15 protein-coding genes are annotated in these 17,855 nt (G+C 40.1%); 10 read left to right on the top strand and 5 right to left on the bottom strand.

Annotated elements, in window-relative coordinates:
• Positions 1 to 93 precede the first annotated feature (93 nt).
• Together MST18_RS08455 and MST18_RS08450 are read left to right on the top strand one after the other, a co-directional pair.
• On the top strand, positions 94 to 3,033 hold the full coding sequence (locus MST18_RS08455; RefSeq protein ID WP_180133723.1) for an insulinase family protein: 2,940 nt from the start codon (positions 94 to 96) through the stop codon (positions 3,031 to 3,033).
• 18 nt (positions 3,034 to 3,051) lie between these two features.
• Positions 3,052 to 4,209 (top strand): phospholipase A, encoded by a 1,158-nt coding sequence (locus tag MST18_RS08450; protein WP_180094543.1) that lies wholly within the window; start codon positions 3,052 to 3,054, stop codon positions 4,207 to 4,209.
• 64 nt (positions 4,210 to 4,273) lie between these two features.
• Here MST18_RS08450 and MST18_RS08445 read toward each other — a convergent pair whose 3' ends face one another.
• The 3 genes from MST18_RS08445 to ilvA all read right to left on the bottom strand — a co-directional run bounded on the left by MST18_RS08445 (position 4,274) and on the right by ilvA (position 8,623).
• The gene (locus tag MST18_RS08445; protein ID WP_180133722.1) at positions 4,274 to 5,611 is read right to left on the bottom strand and encodes a TrkH family potassium uptake protein; all 1,338 of its coding nucleotides are present in this window, start codon (positions 5,609 to 5,611) and stop codon (positions 4,274 to 4,276) included.
• A gap of 52 nt (positions 5,612 to 5,663) precedes the next feature.
• Positions 5,664 to 6,323: a TrkA family potassium uptake protein gene (locus MST18_RS08440; RefSeq protein WP_078188649.1), complete on the bottom strand. Its 660-nt coding sequence runs from the start codon at positions 6,321 to 6,323 to the stop codon at positions 5,664 to 5,666.
• Between the two features lie 761 nt (positions 6,324 to 7,084).
• The gene (gene ilvA, locus MST18_RS08435; protein WP_180023764.1) at positions 7,085 to 8,623 is read right to left on the bottom strand and encodes a threonine ammonia-lyase, biosynthetic; all 1,539 of its coding nucleotides are present in this window, start codon (positions 8,621 to 8,623) and stop codon (positions 7,085 to 7,087) included.
• Between the two features lie 107 nt (positions 8,624 to 8,730).
• Between ilvA and rpiA the strand changes: the two genes are divergently transcribed.
• The 8 genes from rpiA to MST18_RS08395 all read left to right on the top strand — a co-directional run bounded on the left by rpiA (position 8,731) and on the right by MST18_RS08395 (position 16,283).
• Positions 8,731 to 9,402 carry a ribose-5-phosphate isomerase RpiA gene (rpiA, locus tag MST18_RS08430; protein ID WP_078188646.1) on the top strand — a complete coding sequence of 224 codons (672 nt, stop codon included), beginning with the start codon at positions 8,731 to 8,733 and terminating at the stop codon, positions 9,400 to 9,402.
• Positions 9,403 to 9,614: 212 nt separating this feature from the next.
• Positions 9,615 to 10,289, top strand: a complete 675-nt coding sequence (locus MST18_RS08425; protein ID WP_180133721.1) for a SprT family zinc-dependent metalloprotease — start codon at positions 9,615 to 9,617, stop codon at positions 10,287 to 10,289.
• Positions 10,290 to 10,329: 40 nt separating this feature from the next.
• Positions 10,330 to 11,064, top strand: coding sequence for a PDZ domain-containing protein (locus tag MST18_RS08420; protein WP_180133720.1), 735 nt, complete (start codon positions 10,330 to 10,332; stop codon positions 11,062 to 11,064).
• 192 nt (positions 11,065 to 11,256) lie between these two features.
• Complete coding sequence (gene argC / locus MST18_RS08415; RefSeq protein ID WP_180133719.1) at positions 11,257 to 12,303, top strand: N-acetyl-gamma-glutamyl-phosphate reductase; 1,047 nt, start codon at positions 11,257 to 11,259, stop codon at positions 12,301 to 12,303.
• Positions 12,304 to 12,382: 79 nt separating this feature from the next.
• The gene (locus MST18_RS08410) at positions 12,383 to 13,132 is read left to right on the top strand and encodes a hypothetical protein (protein ID WP_111883706.1); all 750 of its coding nucleotides are present in this window, start codon (positions 12,383 to 12,385) and stop codon (positions 13,130 to 13,132) included.
• An 18-nt stretch (positions 13,133 to 13,150) separates the two neighbouring features.
• Complete coding sequence (gene clpS, locus MST18_RS08405) at positions 13,151 to 13,564, top strand: ATP-dependent Clp protease adapter ClpS (RefSeq protein ID WP_078188641.1); 414 nt, start codon at positions 13,151 to 13,153, stop codon at positions 13,562 to 13,564.
• Positions 13,565 to 13,576: 12 nt separating this feature from the next.
• Positions 13,577 to 15,853: an ATP-dependent Clp protease ATP-binding subunit ClpA gene (gene clpA, locus MST18_RS08400; RefSeq protein ID WP_078188640.1), complete on the top strand. Its 2,277-nt coding sequence runs from the start codon at positions 13,577 to 13,579 to the stop codon at positions 15,851 to 15,853.
• Between the two features lie 76 nt (positions 15,854 to 15,929).
• Positions 15,930 to 16,283 carry a YnfA family protein gene (locus tag MST18_RS08395; RefSeq protein ID WP_180133741.1) on the top strand — a complete coding sequence of 118 codons (354 nt, stop codon included), beginning with the start codon at positions 15,930 to 15,932 and terminating at the stop codon, positions 16,281 to 16,283.
• 47 nt (positions 16,284 to 16,330) lie between these two features.
• On the opposite strand, the gene MST18_RS08390 is transcribed toward MST18_RS08395, so the two are convergent.
• Positions 16,331 to 16,807, bottom strand: a complete 477-nt coding sequence (locus tag MST18_RS08390) for a hypothetical protein (RefSeq protein ID WP_180133718.1) — start codon at positions 16,805 to 16,807, stop codon at positions 16,331 to 16,333.
• 91 nt (positions 16,808 to 16,898) lie between these two features.
• Positions 16,899 to 17,819, bottom strand: a complete 921-nt coding sequence (argF, locus tag MST18_RS08385; protein ID WP_078193464.1) for an ornithine carbamoyltransferase — start codon at positions 17,817 to 17,819, stop codon at positions 16,899 to 16,901.
• Positions 17,820 to 17,855: the final 36 nt, after the last annotated feature.

Raw genomic sequence — 17,855 nt, 5'->3', positions numbered from 1 at the left:
ATTAAAACAGTTGGAAATGTTGTTTCGGTGAATCTAGTTGTGATTTTTTAAGGTATACTTTGCCTAATTTAAATGAATAGATTAGGAGCACACATGACTGTAGATGTCACTGAAACCATTTCTCAAACTGTACATCCCGCGTTTCAGTTGATTCGTCAACATCATGTTGAAGCTTTAGACATTTTAGTGTCTGAATATAAACACAAAGTGACTGGCGCAGTGCATTATCACTTAGCCACAAACCATGACGAAAACGTATTTTTAGTTGCCTTCCGTACGCAGCCGATGGATTCAAAAGGTGAGGCGCATATTCTTGAGCATACGGCACTCTGTGGTTCAGAAAAGTTCCCTGTACGTGACCCATTCTTTTTAATGATTCGTCGTTCACTCAATACGTTTATGAATGCGTTTACCGCAGCGGATTGGACGGCTTATCCATTTGCAACGCAAAACAAAAAAGATTTCCAAAACTTGTTAGAAGTTTATATGGATGCTGCTTTTGCTGCGAATTTAAACCCGCTTGATTTTGCGCAAGAAGGGATTCGTATTGAGCTAGAAAATGGCGAAGCTGTATATAAAGGCGTGGTATTTAATGAAATGAAAGGTGCAATGAGTTCACCTTCAGATCAGTTGTATCACCAACTTGCCCATCATTTATTCCCAGAAACAACTTATCATTACAACTCAGGCGGTGATCCTAAAGACATTCCTGACTTAAGCTATGAAGAGTTGGTAAGTTTCTACAAATCACATTATCACCCAAGTAATGCCGTGTTCATGACCTTTGGTAATGAGCCTGCATATAATTTACAAGAACAGTTTGAAACGCTTGCTTTGTCAAAATTTGAAAAAGGTCAAACGCTATATTCAAAACCTGAGCGCCGCTTAACTGCGCCTGTAACTGTAACTGAAACGTATGCAGTTGATGCTGAAGACCTCAAAGACAAAACATATCATGTGCTTTCTTGGTTATTGCCTGAAGCAAGTAATATTAAATTACGTTTAGGTATGCGTTTGGTTGAGGGGGTATTGCTTGAAGATTCTGCTTCACCATTACGTCATTACTTAGAAACCTGTGGTTATGCACAGTCGACTGGTCCATTTATGGGCGTAGATGACTCAAACTATGAAATGACGTTCTACTGTGCAATTCAAGGTTCAAACCCTGAGCATGCAGAACAATTTAAAAATGGCGTGTTTAAAGTATTAGAAGACGTTGCAGCTAAGCCTGTTGATCCGGCTTTAGTTGAAGCGATTTTACATCAGATTGAATTGCATCAGCGTGAAATCAATGGTGATGGTACACCATATGGTCTAAGCTTAATTCTGAATGGTTTAAGCAGTGCGATTCACCATTCAGACCCTGTGGATGTCTGGGATGTGGATACGGCCATTGAACAAGTGAAGGAAGAGTTGAAAGACCCAATGTGGTTATCTAACTTAATCAAAACTTACTTGCTTGATAATCAACATCGTGTGCAATTAACTTTGGTTCCAGATGCTGAAAAAAATGCGTTGGAAGCGGCAGCAGAAAAAGCACGTTTAAAAGAAATTGTTGCGAACTTAACTGAAGCGCAAAAAGCAGAGATTATTGCGCAGACTGAAGCACTGAACATTCGTCAAGATACCCCAGATGATTTGAACCTATTGCCTAAAGTAGGTTTAGAAGACGTTCCTGCACAATTACAGATTGTACAAGGTCAATTACGCGAAATTATCAGTAATGGATTAGATACGCCGTTAAATCTTTACCACGCAGGCACCAATGGTCTTTACTACCAACAAGTTTTGATTCAGATTCCTGATGAAGTGGTGCAATCGCCGTATTTCAACCTCTTGTCGATTTTGATGGGTGAAGTTGGTGCAGGTGAATACGACTACTTAGAGCTACAACAGTTGCAAACAGCTGTGAGTGGCGGTTTAGGTATGGGTGCATCGCTGCGTTCAAAAGTGGACGATAAAGGTCAAATTAGTGCTTGGCTAACGTTGACCACTAAATCATTGGTGAATAATCTTGAAGCCATTCGCTTATTGAAATTGGCTTTTGAACAGCTACGTTTTGATGAGAAAAACCGTATCGTAGAGTTATTGCAACAACGTAAAGCACGTTGGCATTCGCGTGTTTCTGGCTCTGGTCATAGCTATGCAATGCAAATTGCAGGTCGTCAACATAGTGCATTGGCGCTACGTGATTATCATAATACAGGCCTAGGCGCGCTGAACTGGTTGTCAGAACTTGTCAGCAAAATTGAGCAAGACGACACGGCTTATAATGCCTTGATTGATGAGCTTAAGTTAATTCATAACCGTTTGCTTAAAGCACCAAAACAATTCTTGGTGGTGTGTGAAGAACATCATTCAGACCGATTGGTTGAGGAAGTTCAAACCATTTGGGATAAAGTGGCGATTGATGATAACCCACATGCTTTAACTCAAGTGAATTTTGCAGATAACAACAATGACGAAGCTTGGCTCATTCAAGCCAATGTTCAGTTCTGCGCTTCAGCATATCCTGCGGTGGAAGTGTCGCATCCTGATGCAGCACCTTTAATGATTTTGGCGGCTTATTTGCGTAATGGCTTCTTGCATAGCGCGATTCGTGAAAAAGGTGGTGCTTATGGTGGTGGTGCAAGCTATGACGGCAATGCATGTTCATTCCGTTTCTATAGCTACCGTGACCCACGTTTAGCTGAAACGTTTAAAGATTTTGACGCAAGTGTGCAGTGGCTACTGAATGCTGAACAACAACCTCATCAGCTAGAAGAAGCGATTTTGGGTCTAATTGCCAGCATGGATAAACCGGGGTCACCAGCGGGTGAAGCCATTACAGCTTGTTATGCTTTATTGCATAAACGCACGCCAGCTTTCCGTCAAATGTTACGTGAACGTCTGTTGAATGTGACTTTGGAAGATCTAAAACGTGTTGCTGTGGCGTATTTGGTTGAACAACAACCGACAAAAGCTGTGGTTGCACCGGTGGCTAAGCGAGATGCTTTGGTTGAGCTTGGTTTCGAAATAAAACAAGTGAATTAAAACAAAAAAGGGGTTTTTATGGCGTTCAAATCTCTTGAGCGTACGACATTGCAACTGAGCCTCATTGCGCTCAGTTCAATGTATGTCAGTACTGTAAATGCACAAAATGCGGATGTGGCTGTTAAACCAGCTACCGCTGAAGCATGTGTGGCACTTGAGTCAAATGCAGAGCGATTATCGTGTTATGACGCTTTGTTTAAAGTGCAACCTGCTGAAAAAGAAATGTTGGTTTCTGAGCGTCAAGCCGCACAAGAAATTAAGCCTGAACCGACAGAGAAGCTAACTTTCAAAGAAAAAGTCAGTCATGCGTTTACGGACCGTTTATTTGCTGTAGAAGCACCGAACCTCAATCCAAATCTTTCATTATTGGATAGTCGTTGGGAACTTTCTCCAGAGAGTAAATTAGGGACGTGGAATATTCGCGGCTATCAACCTGTGTATTTAATGCCGGGATATTGGACTTCAGATAAAAATGAACGTCCATCAAGCCCGAATGAAAACAACACGGTACAAGCCGATCAGGAACAAAACCTGAAATCGATGGAAGCCAAGTTCCAATTGTCATTAAAAACCAAAGCTGTTGAAAACTTATTTGGTGATAATGGTGATATCTGGTTGGGCTATACCCAGTCTTCTCGTTGGCAAGTCTACAACGAAGATGAATCTCGACCATTCCGTGAAACTAACTATGAACCTGAAGCCAGTCTGGTTTTTCGTACCAACTATGAACTCTTGGGTTTGAACTGGCGTATGCTGGGCTTAACTTTTAACCATCAGTCTAATGGGCGTTCTGATCCCTTATCGCGGAGTTGGAACCGTGTCATGTTAAATCTAGGATTTGAACGTGACAATTTTGCACTGATGTTACGTCCTTGGTATCGTTTCGAAGAAGATACCAAAGATGATAACAACCCAGATATTACCGATTATGTGGGACGTGGGGATTTAACAGCATTTTATCGTCATAAAGATCATGACTTTAGTTTGATGTTACGTCATTCATTGAAAGGTGGTGATGATTCACATGGTGCTGTGCAGTTCGATTGGACTTTCCCAATCAATGGTAAATTGCGCGGCACAGTTCAATTGTTTGATGGCTATGGTGAAAGCCTGATTGACTATAACCATCGGGCAACCTATGTCGGTGTCGGTGTGTCATTAATGAATTGGTTCTAAAGATTCGCAAATAAAAAAACCACGCTACGGCGTGGTTTTTTATGACTGAGAGAAAATGTATAAATCAACCGATTTGGATCTCAGAAGGCGGGTGTTTTAAACGACTCTTCTTTGGTGTAGCAATCAGATAAGCCAGTGTTAAGGGGCCAAGACGGCCTGCGAACATCAACAACATCAGGGCGACTAAACTGGCGGGTTGTAAGTCACTGGTAATGCCACGAGATAGGCCTACTGTACAGGCAGCGGACACTGCTTCAAAGAGTAAGTCTAAAAAGCGTTTGTCAGGTTCGAGTAGCAATAGACTGAAAAAACCAATGAAAATCAACGTTACTGTAATGAAAATCACCGCTAATGCTTTAAAGGTGGTTTTTTCTGAAACAGAGTGGTTAAACACACGCAGTTCATCTTCACGTCTTAAAAAACTGACTACACTGAGCACAACAATGATAAACGTCCCGACTTTGATGCCACCAGCTGTACTGAGAGAACCACCACCAATAAACATCAGTAACATCGTTACGAGTGATGATGCATCGCTCATGCTTTCCATAGGTAAGCTGTTAAAACCCGAAGAGCGTGGAACCGTTGCATGGAACCACGCGTTGAGGGCTTGGTCACCAAGTGACATCGTGGCTAAGGTCGCAGCATTATTGGCTTCTAATAACCATATGGTGATGAAGGCGAAGACATTTAGTCCTGCAATGGTAGATAAAATCAGCTTGCTATTGGTACTGAGTTTTTTCCAACTTTTATTGCGCTTAATGTCCATCAGTACCAAAAAGCCAATACCCCCAATGATGTAAAGCATACTGATGGTAAATGTAATGAAATAACGGTCAGCAAAGCTCATTAAACTATTGGGAAATAATGAAAATCCACCATTATTAAATGCTGAAACACTATAAAAGGCAGCATAAAACACGGCCTGGTTAAAATTGTATTCTTGCATCCAAGCGATGGTCAAAATAACCGTTCCCACCATTTCAAAAAATAGCGAATAAAGCAGTACGCCTTTGATGGTCATGGTCACTTTGGCAAGGCTGGTTTGTCCAATGGTTTCTTGAGCCATAATTTGTTGTTTGAGCCCAATTTTAGGGGACAAACTCATAGCGGCCAATATCGCAAAGGTCATAAAGCCGAGACCGCCGCATTGTAGTAAACCCATAATCACGACTTTACCAAACACAGTATAGGCTTCGCCGACATTTACAACCGAAAGTCCTGTAATGGTTACGGCAGAGGTCGCTGTAAAGAGGGCATTAATCCAACTTAAATCACCGTGATGTGAATAAGGGAGTTTTAACAGCAAGGTGCCAATGATAATGAGCCCAAGGAAACCCAATGCCAAAATACTGGGCGGGCTGAGATTAATGGTATTACGCTGTTTATTGTGCAGTTTCATGTTTTTCTACTGTCATCTTGCGCGCTTGTGTGCAAATAGAGCACGACGCTGATTACAAAGTTGCTTTAAAGTGTTTAGCCAGTCGACGTAAATGTTCGAGTAAACCTTCAACCACTAAAATATCGCCTGTTTGTAAAATCAGGTTTGGATCTAAACTATATTGAAGCTCGGTGCCACGTTTATGCAAAATCGTCTTCACTTCAGGGACATGATCCATTATTTGATTTAAACGCGTGCCTTGTTGTGACTCTTTAATTTCAACTTTCACCAAATAATGGTCATCTTCGAGCACCATGTAGCGGCTCACCATTGGATAACTTAGTGACTGAGCAACACGGACACCCATATCTTCTTCAGGATGGATGATTTTGCTGATGCCTAAATGGGTTAAAATCATGTGATGCGCTTTGGACTTGGCTTTGGCCCAAATTTTGTTGATCCCCATGTTTTTAAGATGGAGCACACATAAGATGCTGGCTTCAATATCTTCACCAATTGCGACAACGACGGCTTCACAATTTTGAATATTGAGTTCTTGTAAAACGTGCTCATCTGTTGCATCAGCAATCACTGCATGGGTCAGTTGGTCCGAAATACTTTCAACAAACTTTTTGTTGCTATCGATTCCAATGACATCGTGTTTTAAACCCATGAGTTCTGTGGCTACAGTTGCGCCAAAACTTCCTAAGCCAATCACAGCGAATTGAGCCATGCCGTATTCCTAAATTATTCTAAAGTTATTGAATATGTTGATGTTAGCTTGTTCAGCCTAGAGCGGCTATGAAAATTTACATAATCCATCTAAACCGAAAAGCTCTAATTTTTAATTTCTTCAGTGTTTTGATAGGCATAAAGTTCAGTAATATTGGGGAAATTATTCATAACTTGTTGATATTTAAAAATTTCATAGCCTAGTTTGTTTTTTAGAATATATTGAAATTGATGTTGATCTTCTTTAATGACATTTAGAGTGGCTTTACGAACAAGCTCAGAATTGTTCTTTAAACGGTTTAAGCCATCGCATGAAAATTCACGGATGATGGCTTGAACAGGTTTGGGAGTGGTTTGATCACTTAGCTCATCAAAGCGAATTTATACAATGTAATTTGGATATTGATTCAGCATTTCAGCCTGCTTGGTATAGCCCTAAATATTTTCTAGATTTTGTGTGCGTGACTGATTTGGAATTTGTTTCATACTTTAACGAATCTTATCTTCCTCTTGCTTAAGTTGATAAGCCGGATATACATAAAAATGTCCACCTAAACCCACAATAGCGATCATAAATAAGGCATAAAAATTCAATTTTAAATATCTATTTTATTTTCAATGGATTATAGGGTGTGGTGAATTTAACAACAATGACGGCGTTGATGAATTAAATTGATGAATATATTCATTTTGATGTAGAAAATAGTTGATGCAAATAAAAAAGCTGGAATCTAGATCCCAGCTTTTTTATAGAAGTTTTATTTATTTCAAGAAACGTTGATAACCAAGGTTATTGGTAATCTCAACATATGGGTAGGTAATATTTTCCAATGTTTCAATCAAACCATCAGGGTTTTGTTTCGCATCCGTTGCTTCCATACCCACCAATACACGACCTTCCGCAGCACCGTGGTTACGGTAGTGGAATAGGGTGATGTTATGGGTCGGACCAAGACGTTCTAAGAAAGTCAGTAGTGCGCCCGGACGTTCTGGGAATTCCACGCGGAATAGGCGTTCATTTTCAATGTCTGCATGTCCGCCAATTAAATAACGGATATGAAGCTTAGCGACTTCATCATCAGAAAGATCATCTACATCGTATTGGAATTTTAAAGTTTCAAAAATTTCCTGACGTTCTTTCTCGCCATTTTTGAGACTGATTCCCACAAAGACTTGAGCAGCAGAAGAATTACTAGCGCGGTAGTTAAATTCAGTGATGTTACGGCCTTGTAGTGCGCGGCAGAATTGGAGGAATGAACCTTTTTCTTCTGGAATGGTCACAGCAAAGATCGCTTCTTTGCGTTCACCCAGTTCAGTACGTTCCGCAATGTAGCGCAGACGGTCAAAGTTCATATTGGCGCCGCATACAATCGACACCATATTTTTGCCTTCTAGACCATGCTCTGCAACATACTTCTTGATACCTGCAAGCGCCATTGCACCTGACGGTTCTACAATGCTGCGGCATTCATCAAAGGTATCTTTAATCGCTGCACAGATTTCATCTGTATTTACTAGTACAACTTCACGCTCAACAATTGGGCCTGAGTTATCTGATTTTTGTAGCTGAATCACTTCAAATGGTTTTTCACCAATTTGAGCAACGGCTGTACCATCGGCAAAAAGACCGACAGATGGAAGAATGACACGTTCATTAGCTTCAAAGGCTGCTTTTAAACATGCTGATTCATCATATTCAACAGGAATGACTTTAACGTGAGGTGCCACATCACCTAAGTAAGCGGCTACACCGGCAATGAGACCGCCACCGCCCACAGCAACGAAGACATAGTCTACATCACGCCATTGACGCAAAATTTCGTTGGCAATGGTTCCTTGACCGGCCATAACGAGTTCGTCGTCATAAGGTGGAATAAAGGTCATACCTTCATCTTTTGCACATTGGATTGCATATTTATTGGCTACGTCAAAAGAATCACCATGCAGAACTACTTCACCGCCTAAGCGTTTAACCGCTTGTACTTTAATGTCTGGTGTGGTTTTAGGCATAACAATAATGGCGCGGATACCTAACTTTTTACCAGATAAAGCCACGCCTTGAGCATGGTTACCTGCAGAAGCAGTAATAACGCCACGTTCCAACTGAGATTTCGGTAATTGACTAATACGGTTGTAGGCACCGCGTAGCTTGAAAGAAAAGACAGGTTGTAAATCTTCGCGCTTAAAGCGAATGTTATTGTTTAGTTTTTCACTAATTCGTGGCGCTGCTTCGAGTGGGGTTTCGATTGCAACGTCATAGACTGTTGCCTGTAATATTTGTCGAACCAAACGAGACAGCATGTTAATTTTCCATCTAACAGTTTAAAATAGGGGTTTATTGTAACAAACCCCTGTACATTTGGGCTGAAAAATCAGCGTCTAATGTCAAAAAATAGTTGAGCCAAGTTATGAGTCTGTATGCTACCCAAGATGAAAAGAAACAAGCTGCCGCAAAAGCTGCGTTAAAGCATTTGCCAAAGGGCGGTATTTTGGGTGTTGGTACAGGAAGTACTGTGAACTTCCTCATCGAATTATTGCCAGAGCTTCAACTCGAAGCTGCTGTTGCGAGTTCTGAAGCAACTGCACAACGTTTGAAAAAATTAGGCATTGAAGTGGTTGATATGAACCACGTTGGCGGTTTAGATGCCTATGTAGATGGCGCGGATGAAATCGACCGTCATATGCACATGATTAAAGGCGGCGGTGCTGCGTTGACTCGAGAAAAAATCGTTGCTTCAATTGCAAAAAAATTCGTTTGTATCGTAGATGATTCTAAATGGGTTGATCAGTTGGCACGTGAATTTCCGCTTCCTGTAGAAGTGATTCCAATGGCACGTTCTGCTGTTGCGCGTAAAATTGTTTCTTTGGGCGGTGACCCTGTATACCGTGAAGGCGTAGTAACAGATAACGGTAATGTAATTTTAGACGTACACAACTTAAATATCCTAAATGCATTGGAACTTGAAAAGACTTTGAATGACATTCCAGGTGTAGTGTGTAACGGTATCTTTGCATTAAACAAAGCGGATATTGCTGTTGTTGCGACCGATAACGGTATTGAAGAGCGTACTGCGGTTTAATCTATAGAAAATTTAATTGTAAATTGAGTTTCGATTTATATTAAATTTCTAATGGAAGTTCCCTCTCCTTTGAGGAGAGGGTTAGGGAGAGGTCAATTTAAAAGTCCCCTCATCCTAACCTTCTCCCTAAGGGAGAAGGGACTCCTAATATATTTTTGAAAATATTTAAAATTCAATTTTATGCATTATTAATAAGCTTTTAAAAAGAATAAATGACACCAAACCTTCCTGAAATTCAAATCACCCGAAAATTACGTGCCACACGCTTAAGATTGCGTGTAGAACCAACTCAAATTAAATTAACGGTTCCCCAGTTTTGTACACAGCGCCAAGTTCAAGATTTTCTTAAACAATCGGAACAATGGATGATTGAGACATGGCAGAAGCAGCAGGAAAAAACAGGGCAGATTGATAAAACGCTTCCAGCCGAATTAAAACTATTCAATCTAGAGCAGCCTCTAAGCATTGTTTATAAAGTACAAAAAAACTCATTCATCTTAGATGAAGAAAAGCATCAGCTTTTCATCAGTGTTCGGCAGCCTGAGCAATATTTAAAAAGCTTTGTGATTGCTTATGCCAAAGAGTATTTACCAATTTATTTAAAGCAAGTGAGCAGTGAAACAGGCTTGAAATATGGTGATTGCTCAATTCGTCAGCCCAAAACCCGTTGGGGCAGCTGTTCTGCAAAGCATGACATTATGTTGAATAGTGGGCTGGTACTTTTTCCGTTGGAAATCACGCGTTATGTGGCTGTACATGAGTTAGCGCATACTAAGCACTTTGATCATAGTCTAAATTTTTGGGAGGAGGTGGAGAAGCATGATTCAAACTATAAAGATCATCGGAAAACTTTAAAAAGTGGTGTGATGCCGTGGTGGTGGTGCTAGTATATTTTTCATAAAACCTAAACTGATTGGGTGTATAGTTATGAAAAATAGAAAAATTCTGGGATTAATTTTACTTGCATATTCAGCACCAATTTTTGCAGATAGTTTTCAAGATCGGGATAGCTGGCGAAAAAAAACCGAAGTAATAATGGTTGATGATATTGATCTTAAAACAGATGAGCTGATTGAGCAGGGCTATGTCCCTGTGATGAGTGAAACATTTAAAAGTGTATCTACAAATAGGGGCTACAGCGATAGCATGTGGGACCTGAAAAATAAAGGAAATCAATTGGGGGCACAAATCGTTATTTTCACTAATACGCCTGTAGAGAGTGGAAATTATTATAGGTATAGAAATTCAAAGCCAGATACATATCCGTTTTTAGTTGGTGATAATCAAAAAAGTGATTTAAATAGATATCCTGTAGGAACTATTGAGGCAGTTCCTCATCGTCTTGCGAATAGGACAGAATACTCCTCACGATATTTTTATAAATATAATTCTGTAACAGGAATTTATCCCACCATATTGTCCTCTAAGGATAAAATTAATAATGGCCTTCAGGGTGGAGTGATTGTACAAAAAGTTCAAGCTGGCTCTCCAGCCCAAGGCGTTATTTTGCCGCAGGATATTATTATAAAAATGAATGATGATAATATTAATGATGTCAGTGCATTTGTTGAAAGTTCAAACTATTTAAGAGGAAACGTTGTAAAGTTTGAAATTCTGAGAAATGGACAGAAAATACCTTTAGAAATTAGTTTGAAACAATAATATTTGGCTGGAAGGTGGGACAATTGCACTTTTGATCCAATTTAAGTTTGGTGCATTCTGAAAGTATGTTTTTTCTTGAATTGATAAAAAGATCCGAATTGCAATAAACCCAAGCAAAACAGTTCAGAAATCCTCAACTTCCTGTCATACTACGCAGTCATCAAATGGATACTTTGAATAGAGGTAAAGAGCGTGATTTCAGTAGGTATTGTCGGCGGTACAGGTTACACAGGTGTTGAATTACTGCGTATTTTACTGCGACACCCAAATGCGGAAGTGAAAGTTTTAACTTCGCGTACTGAAAATGGCCGCCGTGTGGATGATATGTTCCCAAGTTTGCGTGGACATACAGACCTTTGCTATTCAGATCTAAATATTGAAGAACTAAAACAATGTGACGTTGTATTCTTTGCTACGCCTCACGGTGTAGCAATGAAACACACAGAAGAGTTAGTTGCTGCAAATACTAAAGTGATTGACCTTGCTGCTGACTTCCGCTTGCAAGACTTAGCTCAATTTGAGAAATGGTATGGCCTAGACCATGCATGTCCAGAGCTATTAAAAGAGTCAGTTTATGGTTTGTCTGAATTAAACCGTGAAAAAATTCAAAAGGCTTCAGTGATTGGTAACCCAGGTTGTTACCCAACAACTGTTCAGCTCGGTTTAGCGCCAGTATTAAAAGCCGAAGGATTAGTGAAACCTGAAAGCATTATTATTGATGCAAAATCAGGTGTGTCTGGTGCAGGTCGTAAAGCCAGCCTGGGTATGATCTATTCTGAAAATGCAGATAACTTTAAAGCATATGGTGTAGCGGGTCACCGTCATCATCCCGAAATAGTAGAAGCCTTAGAAAATATTTCAGGTCAAAAAGGTGTGTTTAACGAAATTTTATTCGTACCGCATTTAGTACCGATGATTCGTGGCATGCTCAGCACTATCTATATTGATTTGACAGACGCAGGTGCTTCTGCGGATTTACAAAGCATATATGAACAGTTCTATGCCAATGAGCAGTTTGTAGATGTTATGCCTGCAGGTAGCTCACCTGAAACACGTACTGTGCGTGGTGCGAACCAATTACGTATTGCGATTTGCAAACCTCAGCCGAAAAAATTAGTGATTTTGGTGGCTCAAGACAACTTGGTGAAAGGTGCAGCAGGTCAAGCCGTACAAAATATGAACTTGATGTTTAGTTTTGCTGAAAATGCAGGACTTCAAGGCATTGGTTTATTACCATAAGAAACGATTTAAAACTTCACACACATTTAAAACTGGATTTAAATGTGTGCCTTGAGTGAACTAAAAATAAGAGATGACGATGTCGAATACAGAATCTAATTTCAAGTCAGAACCTGAAAACAGTGAAAAAACGCCTTTTATGAAGACGAATATGCCACTGGCGATTGGTGCAGTTGTACTTGCATTGAGCAGCGGTTTTCTCGGATATAGTATCGGTCATCGTCAGGGCTTAACTGTGGTCGGATATGATGCAGATGCAGAGCAACTTGTTGATGTAGTGCAAAAGCAAAAAACTGAATTAGCAGGCCTGAATAAAAGTTTGAATGCGGCAATCCAAGAGCGTGATGTCGCTGTAAGTAATTCAAATGATTTATATTTGGCTGTTAAAAAAGCACGTGATGATCAAGAGTTAACAGGTAATTTGGGTGTTTTGTATCGTGAAGTATTGCGCCAACGTGGTGGTATGCCGCTTGCAGTACAACATTTAGCGATTAAACCGTTACCTGAAAATGCGTATGAATACCAACTTGATCTCGTTCAAGTAAGTCCGTCAAAAAGTAATGTTTCTGGAAGTGTTGAGCTGCGTCTAATTAAGGGTACAGAAGTACTTGTAGTGCCTTTAGAAGACAAAAACTTTAACTTTAGCGAAAGTGAGCGACTCACTGGACGTTGGACCATGCCAAAAGGCTTTAGTCCAGACTTTATTGAAGTGCGTTTAAGCGGTTCTAAACCCGTTATTCGCCGTTTTAGCTGGTCGAAAGGTCAGCCTGTTGAAAATCAATCTGCCTTCCTTTCAGAAATTCCTCAAACTGAAGCAAGTGCAAACTAAGTGTGAAACCTAAATCCTATGCGAACCAATAAGCGTCAAACGTGTTTATCTGACATTAAAAATTCATTTTACCAATCTGGTTTAGTGGACTGGCATCTAAACCCGACTCTCAGCCAAGGTACGCAGGATGATGGTGATTCAGACATTCAAGTATTGACTGCGCCACCTGAGTTAAAGCGTCCTCCTATGTATGCTGTCGTTTTAATGAACGATGATTACACCCCAATGGACTTTGTAATTGAAATTTTACAACAATACTTTGCTTTGAATCTTGACCAAGCCACTCAAGTAATGCTAACTGTACATTATGAAGGAAAGGGTGTTGCAGGGGTTTATCCGCGAGACATCGCAGAGACTAAAGCAAATCAGGTCAATAATTACGCTCGGTCGCAAAGTCATCCATTACTTTGTCAGATTGAGCCAAAAGATTAATAAGGGGATTACATGCTCAGTCGTCAATTAGAAGTATCACTACGTTTGGCTGTCAGCATGGCTCGTCAAAAGAGACATGAATTTTTGACGGTAGAACATTTATTATTGGCTTTACTGGATAATGATTCCGCTGTTAATGCATTGAAAGCATGTGGCGCAGACATTATTGTGCTTCGCAAAGAACTTGAAGAATACGTAGAACAACATACCCCTAAGCTTGGCGAAAATAGCGATCAAGCACCACATCCTACAGAAAGTTTTGATCGCATTTTGCAACGTGCAATTTTCCATGTGCAATCGAGTGGTAATGACCGCACTGTAGAAGGTGCAGACATTTTAGTTGCGATGTATTCAGAGCGTGATTCATTTGCGGTGTATTTACTTAAACGCCATCAAATCAACCGTTTGACATTAACGCAGTATTTGTCACATGGCACACGTAAAGATGAAGTCCAAGCCGAAGAAGAAATCGAAGAGCTCGATGGTGAAAGCACCACGTCTTCAAATTCTGGCCCATTAGAGCTTTATACGACCAATCTCAATGTTGAAGCTCAAAAAGGCAAAACAGATCCACTGATTGGTCGTGAAAAAGAGATTGAACGTACAGCTCAAATTCTATGCCGTCGCCGTAAAAACAACCCACTTTTGGTGGGTGATCCGGGTGTAGGTAAAACTTCGATTGCTGAAGGATTGGCTTGGCTCATTGTAAATGGTAAAGCACCTAAACCGCTTGAAAATGCAGAAGTGTTTAGTTTAGACATTGGTGCTTTAGTCGCTGGAACTAAATACCGTGGTGATTTTGAAAAGCGTTTAAAACAACTGCTAAATGCCTTGAAGAAAAAGCCCGAAGCTATTTTATTTATTGATGAAATTCACATGATCATCGGTGCAGGCTCAAGTATGGGTAGCACGATGGATGCATCGAACCTCATCAAACCAGCTTTGGCGAATGGTACTTTACGTTGTATCGGTTCAACGACTTTCCAAGAATACCGTCAAGTTTTTGAAAAAGATCATGCATTATCTCGTCGTTTCCAAAAAATTGATGTCAATGAACCATCTATTTCAGAAACGATTGATATTCTGCGTGGCTTAAAAGGCAAATTTGAAGAATTCCATCATGTGAAATACGAAGATCAAGCGTTGGTTTCTGCGGTTGAACTATCAGCGAAATTTATCAATGATCGTTTCTTACCTGATAAAGCCATTGATGTGATTGATGAAGCTGGTGCGCAGCGTCGTTTAAAAGCTGAGCAAGATGATACAGTCATTTCAGTTGAAAACATTGAAGATATCGTTTCGAAAATTGCGCGTATTCCACCGAAAACTGTCTCTAAAGATGACAAGAGCGTTCTTGAAAATCTTGAACGTGATCTGAAACGTGTGGTGTTTGGTCAAGATGAAGCGATTGAAGCGCTTGCATCTGCGATTAAATTATCTCGTGCAGGTCTAAAAGCACCAGATAAGCCAGTGGGTAATTTTGTATTTGCTGGTCCTACAGGTGTGGGTAAAACTGAAGTCACTAAGCAATTGGCGAAATTGTTAGGCGTTGAACTTGTACGTTTCGATATGTCGGAATACATGGAACGTCATGCCGTATCTCGTTTAATTGGTGCGCCTCCGGGTTATGTAGGTTTTGATCAAGGTGGTTTGTTGACCGACGCGATTCATAAAAATCCGCATTGCGTACTTTTACTAGACGAAATTGAGAAAGCACATCCAGATGTCTTTAATTTGTTACTTCAAATTATGGATCATGGTTCATTAACGGACAACAATGGTCGTAAGTCTGACTTCCGTAACGTCGTGTTAGTGCTGACTACCAATATTGGTGCAGAATCAATTTCACGTGTGAGCATTGGTTTCATGGATCAAGATAACAGTAATGATAACCAAGACGCGATGAAAAAAGCCTTCTCTCCAGAGTTCCGTAACCGTTTAGATGGTGTCATTCAATTTAAAGCATTGCCAACAACCGTTATTGAAAGTGTGGTTGATAAGTTCTTAACAGAGCTTCAGGCACAGTTAGATGACAAAAAAGTGGTTCTTGAAGTTGATCAAGATGCACGCGAATGGATGGCCGAGCAAGGATATGATCGCTTGATGGGCGCGCGTCCAATGCAGCGTTTAATCCAAGAGCATTTGAAAAAACCGCTTGCTGAAATGATTTTGTTTGGTGAACTTGCGGAACATGGCGGAAATGTTGCTGTTTCAGTGAAGAAAGAAAATGGCAAAGCTGTGGGCTTAAAACTCGAAGTGTTTGAAGACCAAACCGCTGAACCTGCTTAAGCAATTTATTTAACAAAAACCCGTGCTTGCACGGGTTTTTTATATTTATTCGACGCTAGATTTGGGTTTCTCAATGATGGACATACCATTAACAAAAGTGCTGACCACATTTGGTTTATTTGCACTGACAGCACTGATGGAAATTTTAGGCTGTTACTTCCCATATTTGATTTTAAATCAGCAAAAATCGCAGTGGTTATGGACTCCAACAGCGCTTGCATTGGCTGCATTTGTTTGGTTATTGACGTTGCATCCAGCAGCTTCGGGTCGTATCTATGCAGCCTATGGCGGAATCTACATTTTCTCTGCATTGCTGTGGTTGCGTTTTGTCGATCACGTAGTTCTAACACGTTGGGATATGCTAGGTGGCGTCATTGTGTTGGTGGGCGCAGCTGTGATTGTATTACAGCCTCAAGGTTTAATTCGTTAAGTTAAACAATGCAAAAGTTAAACCAAGAGCTGTAAGAAATTAGATATTTATTTAAATTTGCACTCTGTATTTTTAATGATAATTTCGTATTGTTTGCTACCCGAGCTTAGATCCATTTCAATTTTATATGGATTAACACGTTGAAATTGATGCTCGAATAGTAATTCACAGTTTTGGAGTGAATTATGCTTGATGAGTTGCTTCACCTTATGTTCACCGACTGATTGTTCAAATTGCGCAAAATCAGGGGTGGTGATAATACCATCAATTTCAATCTTATCCGCTTCCATTTCCATTTTTTCCATCAACATATTCTGATCAACTTGATAGGGAAGAGTGCGTGAATCTTCATCACTAATGGCAGCCAGTATTTCGTTTAAACCTGTTTTATTTTTAATTTTAAAATTGCTATCTAAAATCTGATTTTTCACCAAGTATTGATCTAATTCACTTGGTTCACTAGCAAAGCTAAAAGTAGATAAGCTCAATCCAAGAGCCAATAAGCAAATATTTCTTAAACGCATAATCTTAATCACTTATAAAAGTTATGGTTTTATTAAAGCATGCAAAAACAAAAAAAGCACCCGAAGGTGCTTCATTTATCTAAGTAAAACCTTAGTCTTTTTTAAGATTTTCGTTAATTAAGAATTCAACAAGTGCTTTTTGTGCATGTAAGCGATTTTCAGCTTCATCCCAAACCACAGCATTTTTGTGGTCAAGCATATTTTCAGAAATTTCTTCGCCACGATGCGCAGGTAAGCAGTGCATAAATAGGCAGTCAGCGTGAGCAAGATCCATCAGGCGTTCATTCACTTGATAATCAGCAAACGCTTTTTCACGAATTTTTTGCTCTTCTTCTTGGCCCATACTTGCCCAAACATCTGTAACGATTAAATCTGCATTAACTGCAGCATCTTCGGCAGAATCAACAAGTTCCACACAGTGTGCAAATTCAGATAGAAATTCTGCTTTAGGTTCATAGCCCTTAGGTGCAGCGATTTTTAATTTAAAGCCCCACATATGAGCAGCTTCAATATATGAGTTACACATATTGTTGCCATCACCAATCCAAGCAACCGTTTTACCTTCAATAGAACCACGGTGTTCAACAAATGTTTGAACATCGGCAAGTAATTGGCAAGGGTGGTGATCATCTGTTAATGCATTGATGACAGGAACTTTTGAATAAGAAGCAAAGCGTTCAACAATGTCATGACCAAAAGTACGAATCATTACAATATCAAGCATGCTTGAAATCACACGTGCAGAATCTTCTACTGGCTCGCCACGCCCTAATTGAGAGTCGCGAGATGAAAGGAAAATTGCACTACCACCAAATTGGCTCATTCCTGCTTCAAACGATACACGTGTACGGGTGCTCGATTTCTCAAAAATCATGCCCATGACTTTACCAACGAAAGGTTGGAAAACTTCATTGTTATGCTGTTTGCGCTTGAGTTCGATACCGCGCTGTACAATTTGATTAAGTTCTAAAGTCGATAAATCGCGTAAAGTTAGAAAGTGACGTAGAGCCATTGTTACTCCACAATAATTGCTGAATCAAAAAACAAA

Source organism: Acinetobacter sp. YH12068_T, assembly GCF_024606005.1.
GTDB lineage: Bacteria > Pseudomonadota > Gammaproteobacteria > Pseudomonadales > Moraxellaceae > Acinetobacter > Acinetobacter amyesii.
This window is presented reverse-complemented; position numbering and strand designations above follow the sequence as displayed.

Coding starts and splice junctions, on each gene's coding strand:
- MST18_RS08455 (WP_180133723.1), top strand. CDS start 94: ATGACTGTAGATGTCACTGAAACCATTTCTCAAACTGTACATCCCGCG.
- MST18_RS08450 (WP_180094543.1), top strand. CDS start 3,052: ATGGCGTTCAAATCTCTTGAGCGTACGACATTGCAACTGAGCCTCATT.
- MST18_RS08445 (WP_180133722.1), bottom strand. CDS start 5,611: ATGAAACTGCACAATAAACAGCGTAATACCATTAATCTCAGCCCGCCC.
- MST18_RS08440 (WP_078188649.1), bottom strand. CDS start 6,323: ATGGCTCAATTCGCTGTGATTGGCTTAGGAAGTTTTGGCGCAACTGTA.
- ilvA (WP_180023764.1), bottom strand. CDS start 8,623: ATGCTGTCTCGTTTGGTTCGACAAATATTACAGGCAACAGTCTATGAC.
- rpiA (WP_078188646.1), top strand. CDS start 8,731: ATGAGTCTGTATGCTACCCAAGATGAAAAGAAACAAGCTGCCGCAAAA.
- MST18_RS08425 (WP_180133721.1), top strand. CDS start 9,615: ATGACACCAAACCTTCCTGAAATTCAAATCACCCGAAAATTACGTGCC.
- MST18_RS08420 (WP_180133720.1), top strand. CDS start 10,330: ATGAAAAATAGAAAAATTCTGGGATTAATTTTACTTGCATATTCAGCA.
- MST18_RS08410 (WP_111883706.1), top strand. CDS start 12,383: ATGTCGAATACAGAATCTAATTTCAAGTCAGAACCTGAAAACAGTGAA.
- clpS (WP_078188641.1), top strand. CDS start 13,151: ATGCGAACCAATAAGCGTCAAACGTGTTTATCTGACATTAAAAATTCA.
- clpA (WP_078188640.1), top strand. CDS start 13,577: ATGCTCAGTCGTCAATTAGAAGTATCACTACGTTTGGCTGTCAGCATG.
- MST18_RS08395 (WP_180133741.1), top strand. CDS start 15,930: ATGGACATACCATTAACAAAAGTGCTGACCACATTTGGTTTATTTGCA.
- MST18_RS08390 (WP_180133718.1), bottom strand. CDS start 16,807: ATGCGTTTAAGAAATATTTGCTTATTGGCTCTTGGATTGAGCTTATCT.
- argF (WP_078193464.1), bottom strand. CDS start 17,819: ATGGCTCTACGTCACTTTCTAACTTTACGCGATTTATCGACTTTAGAA.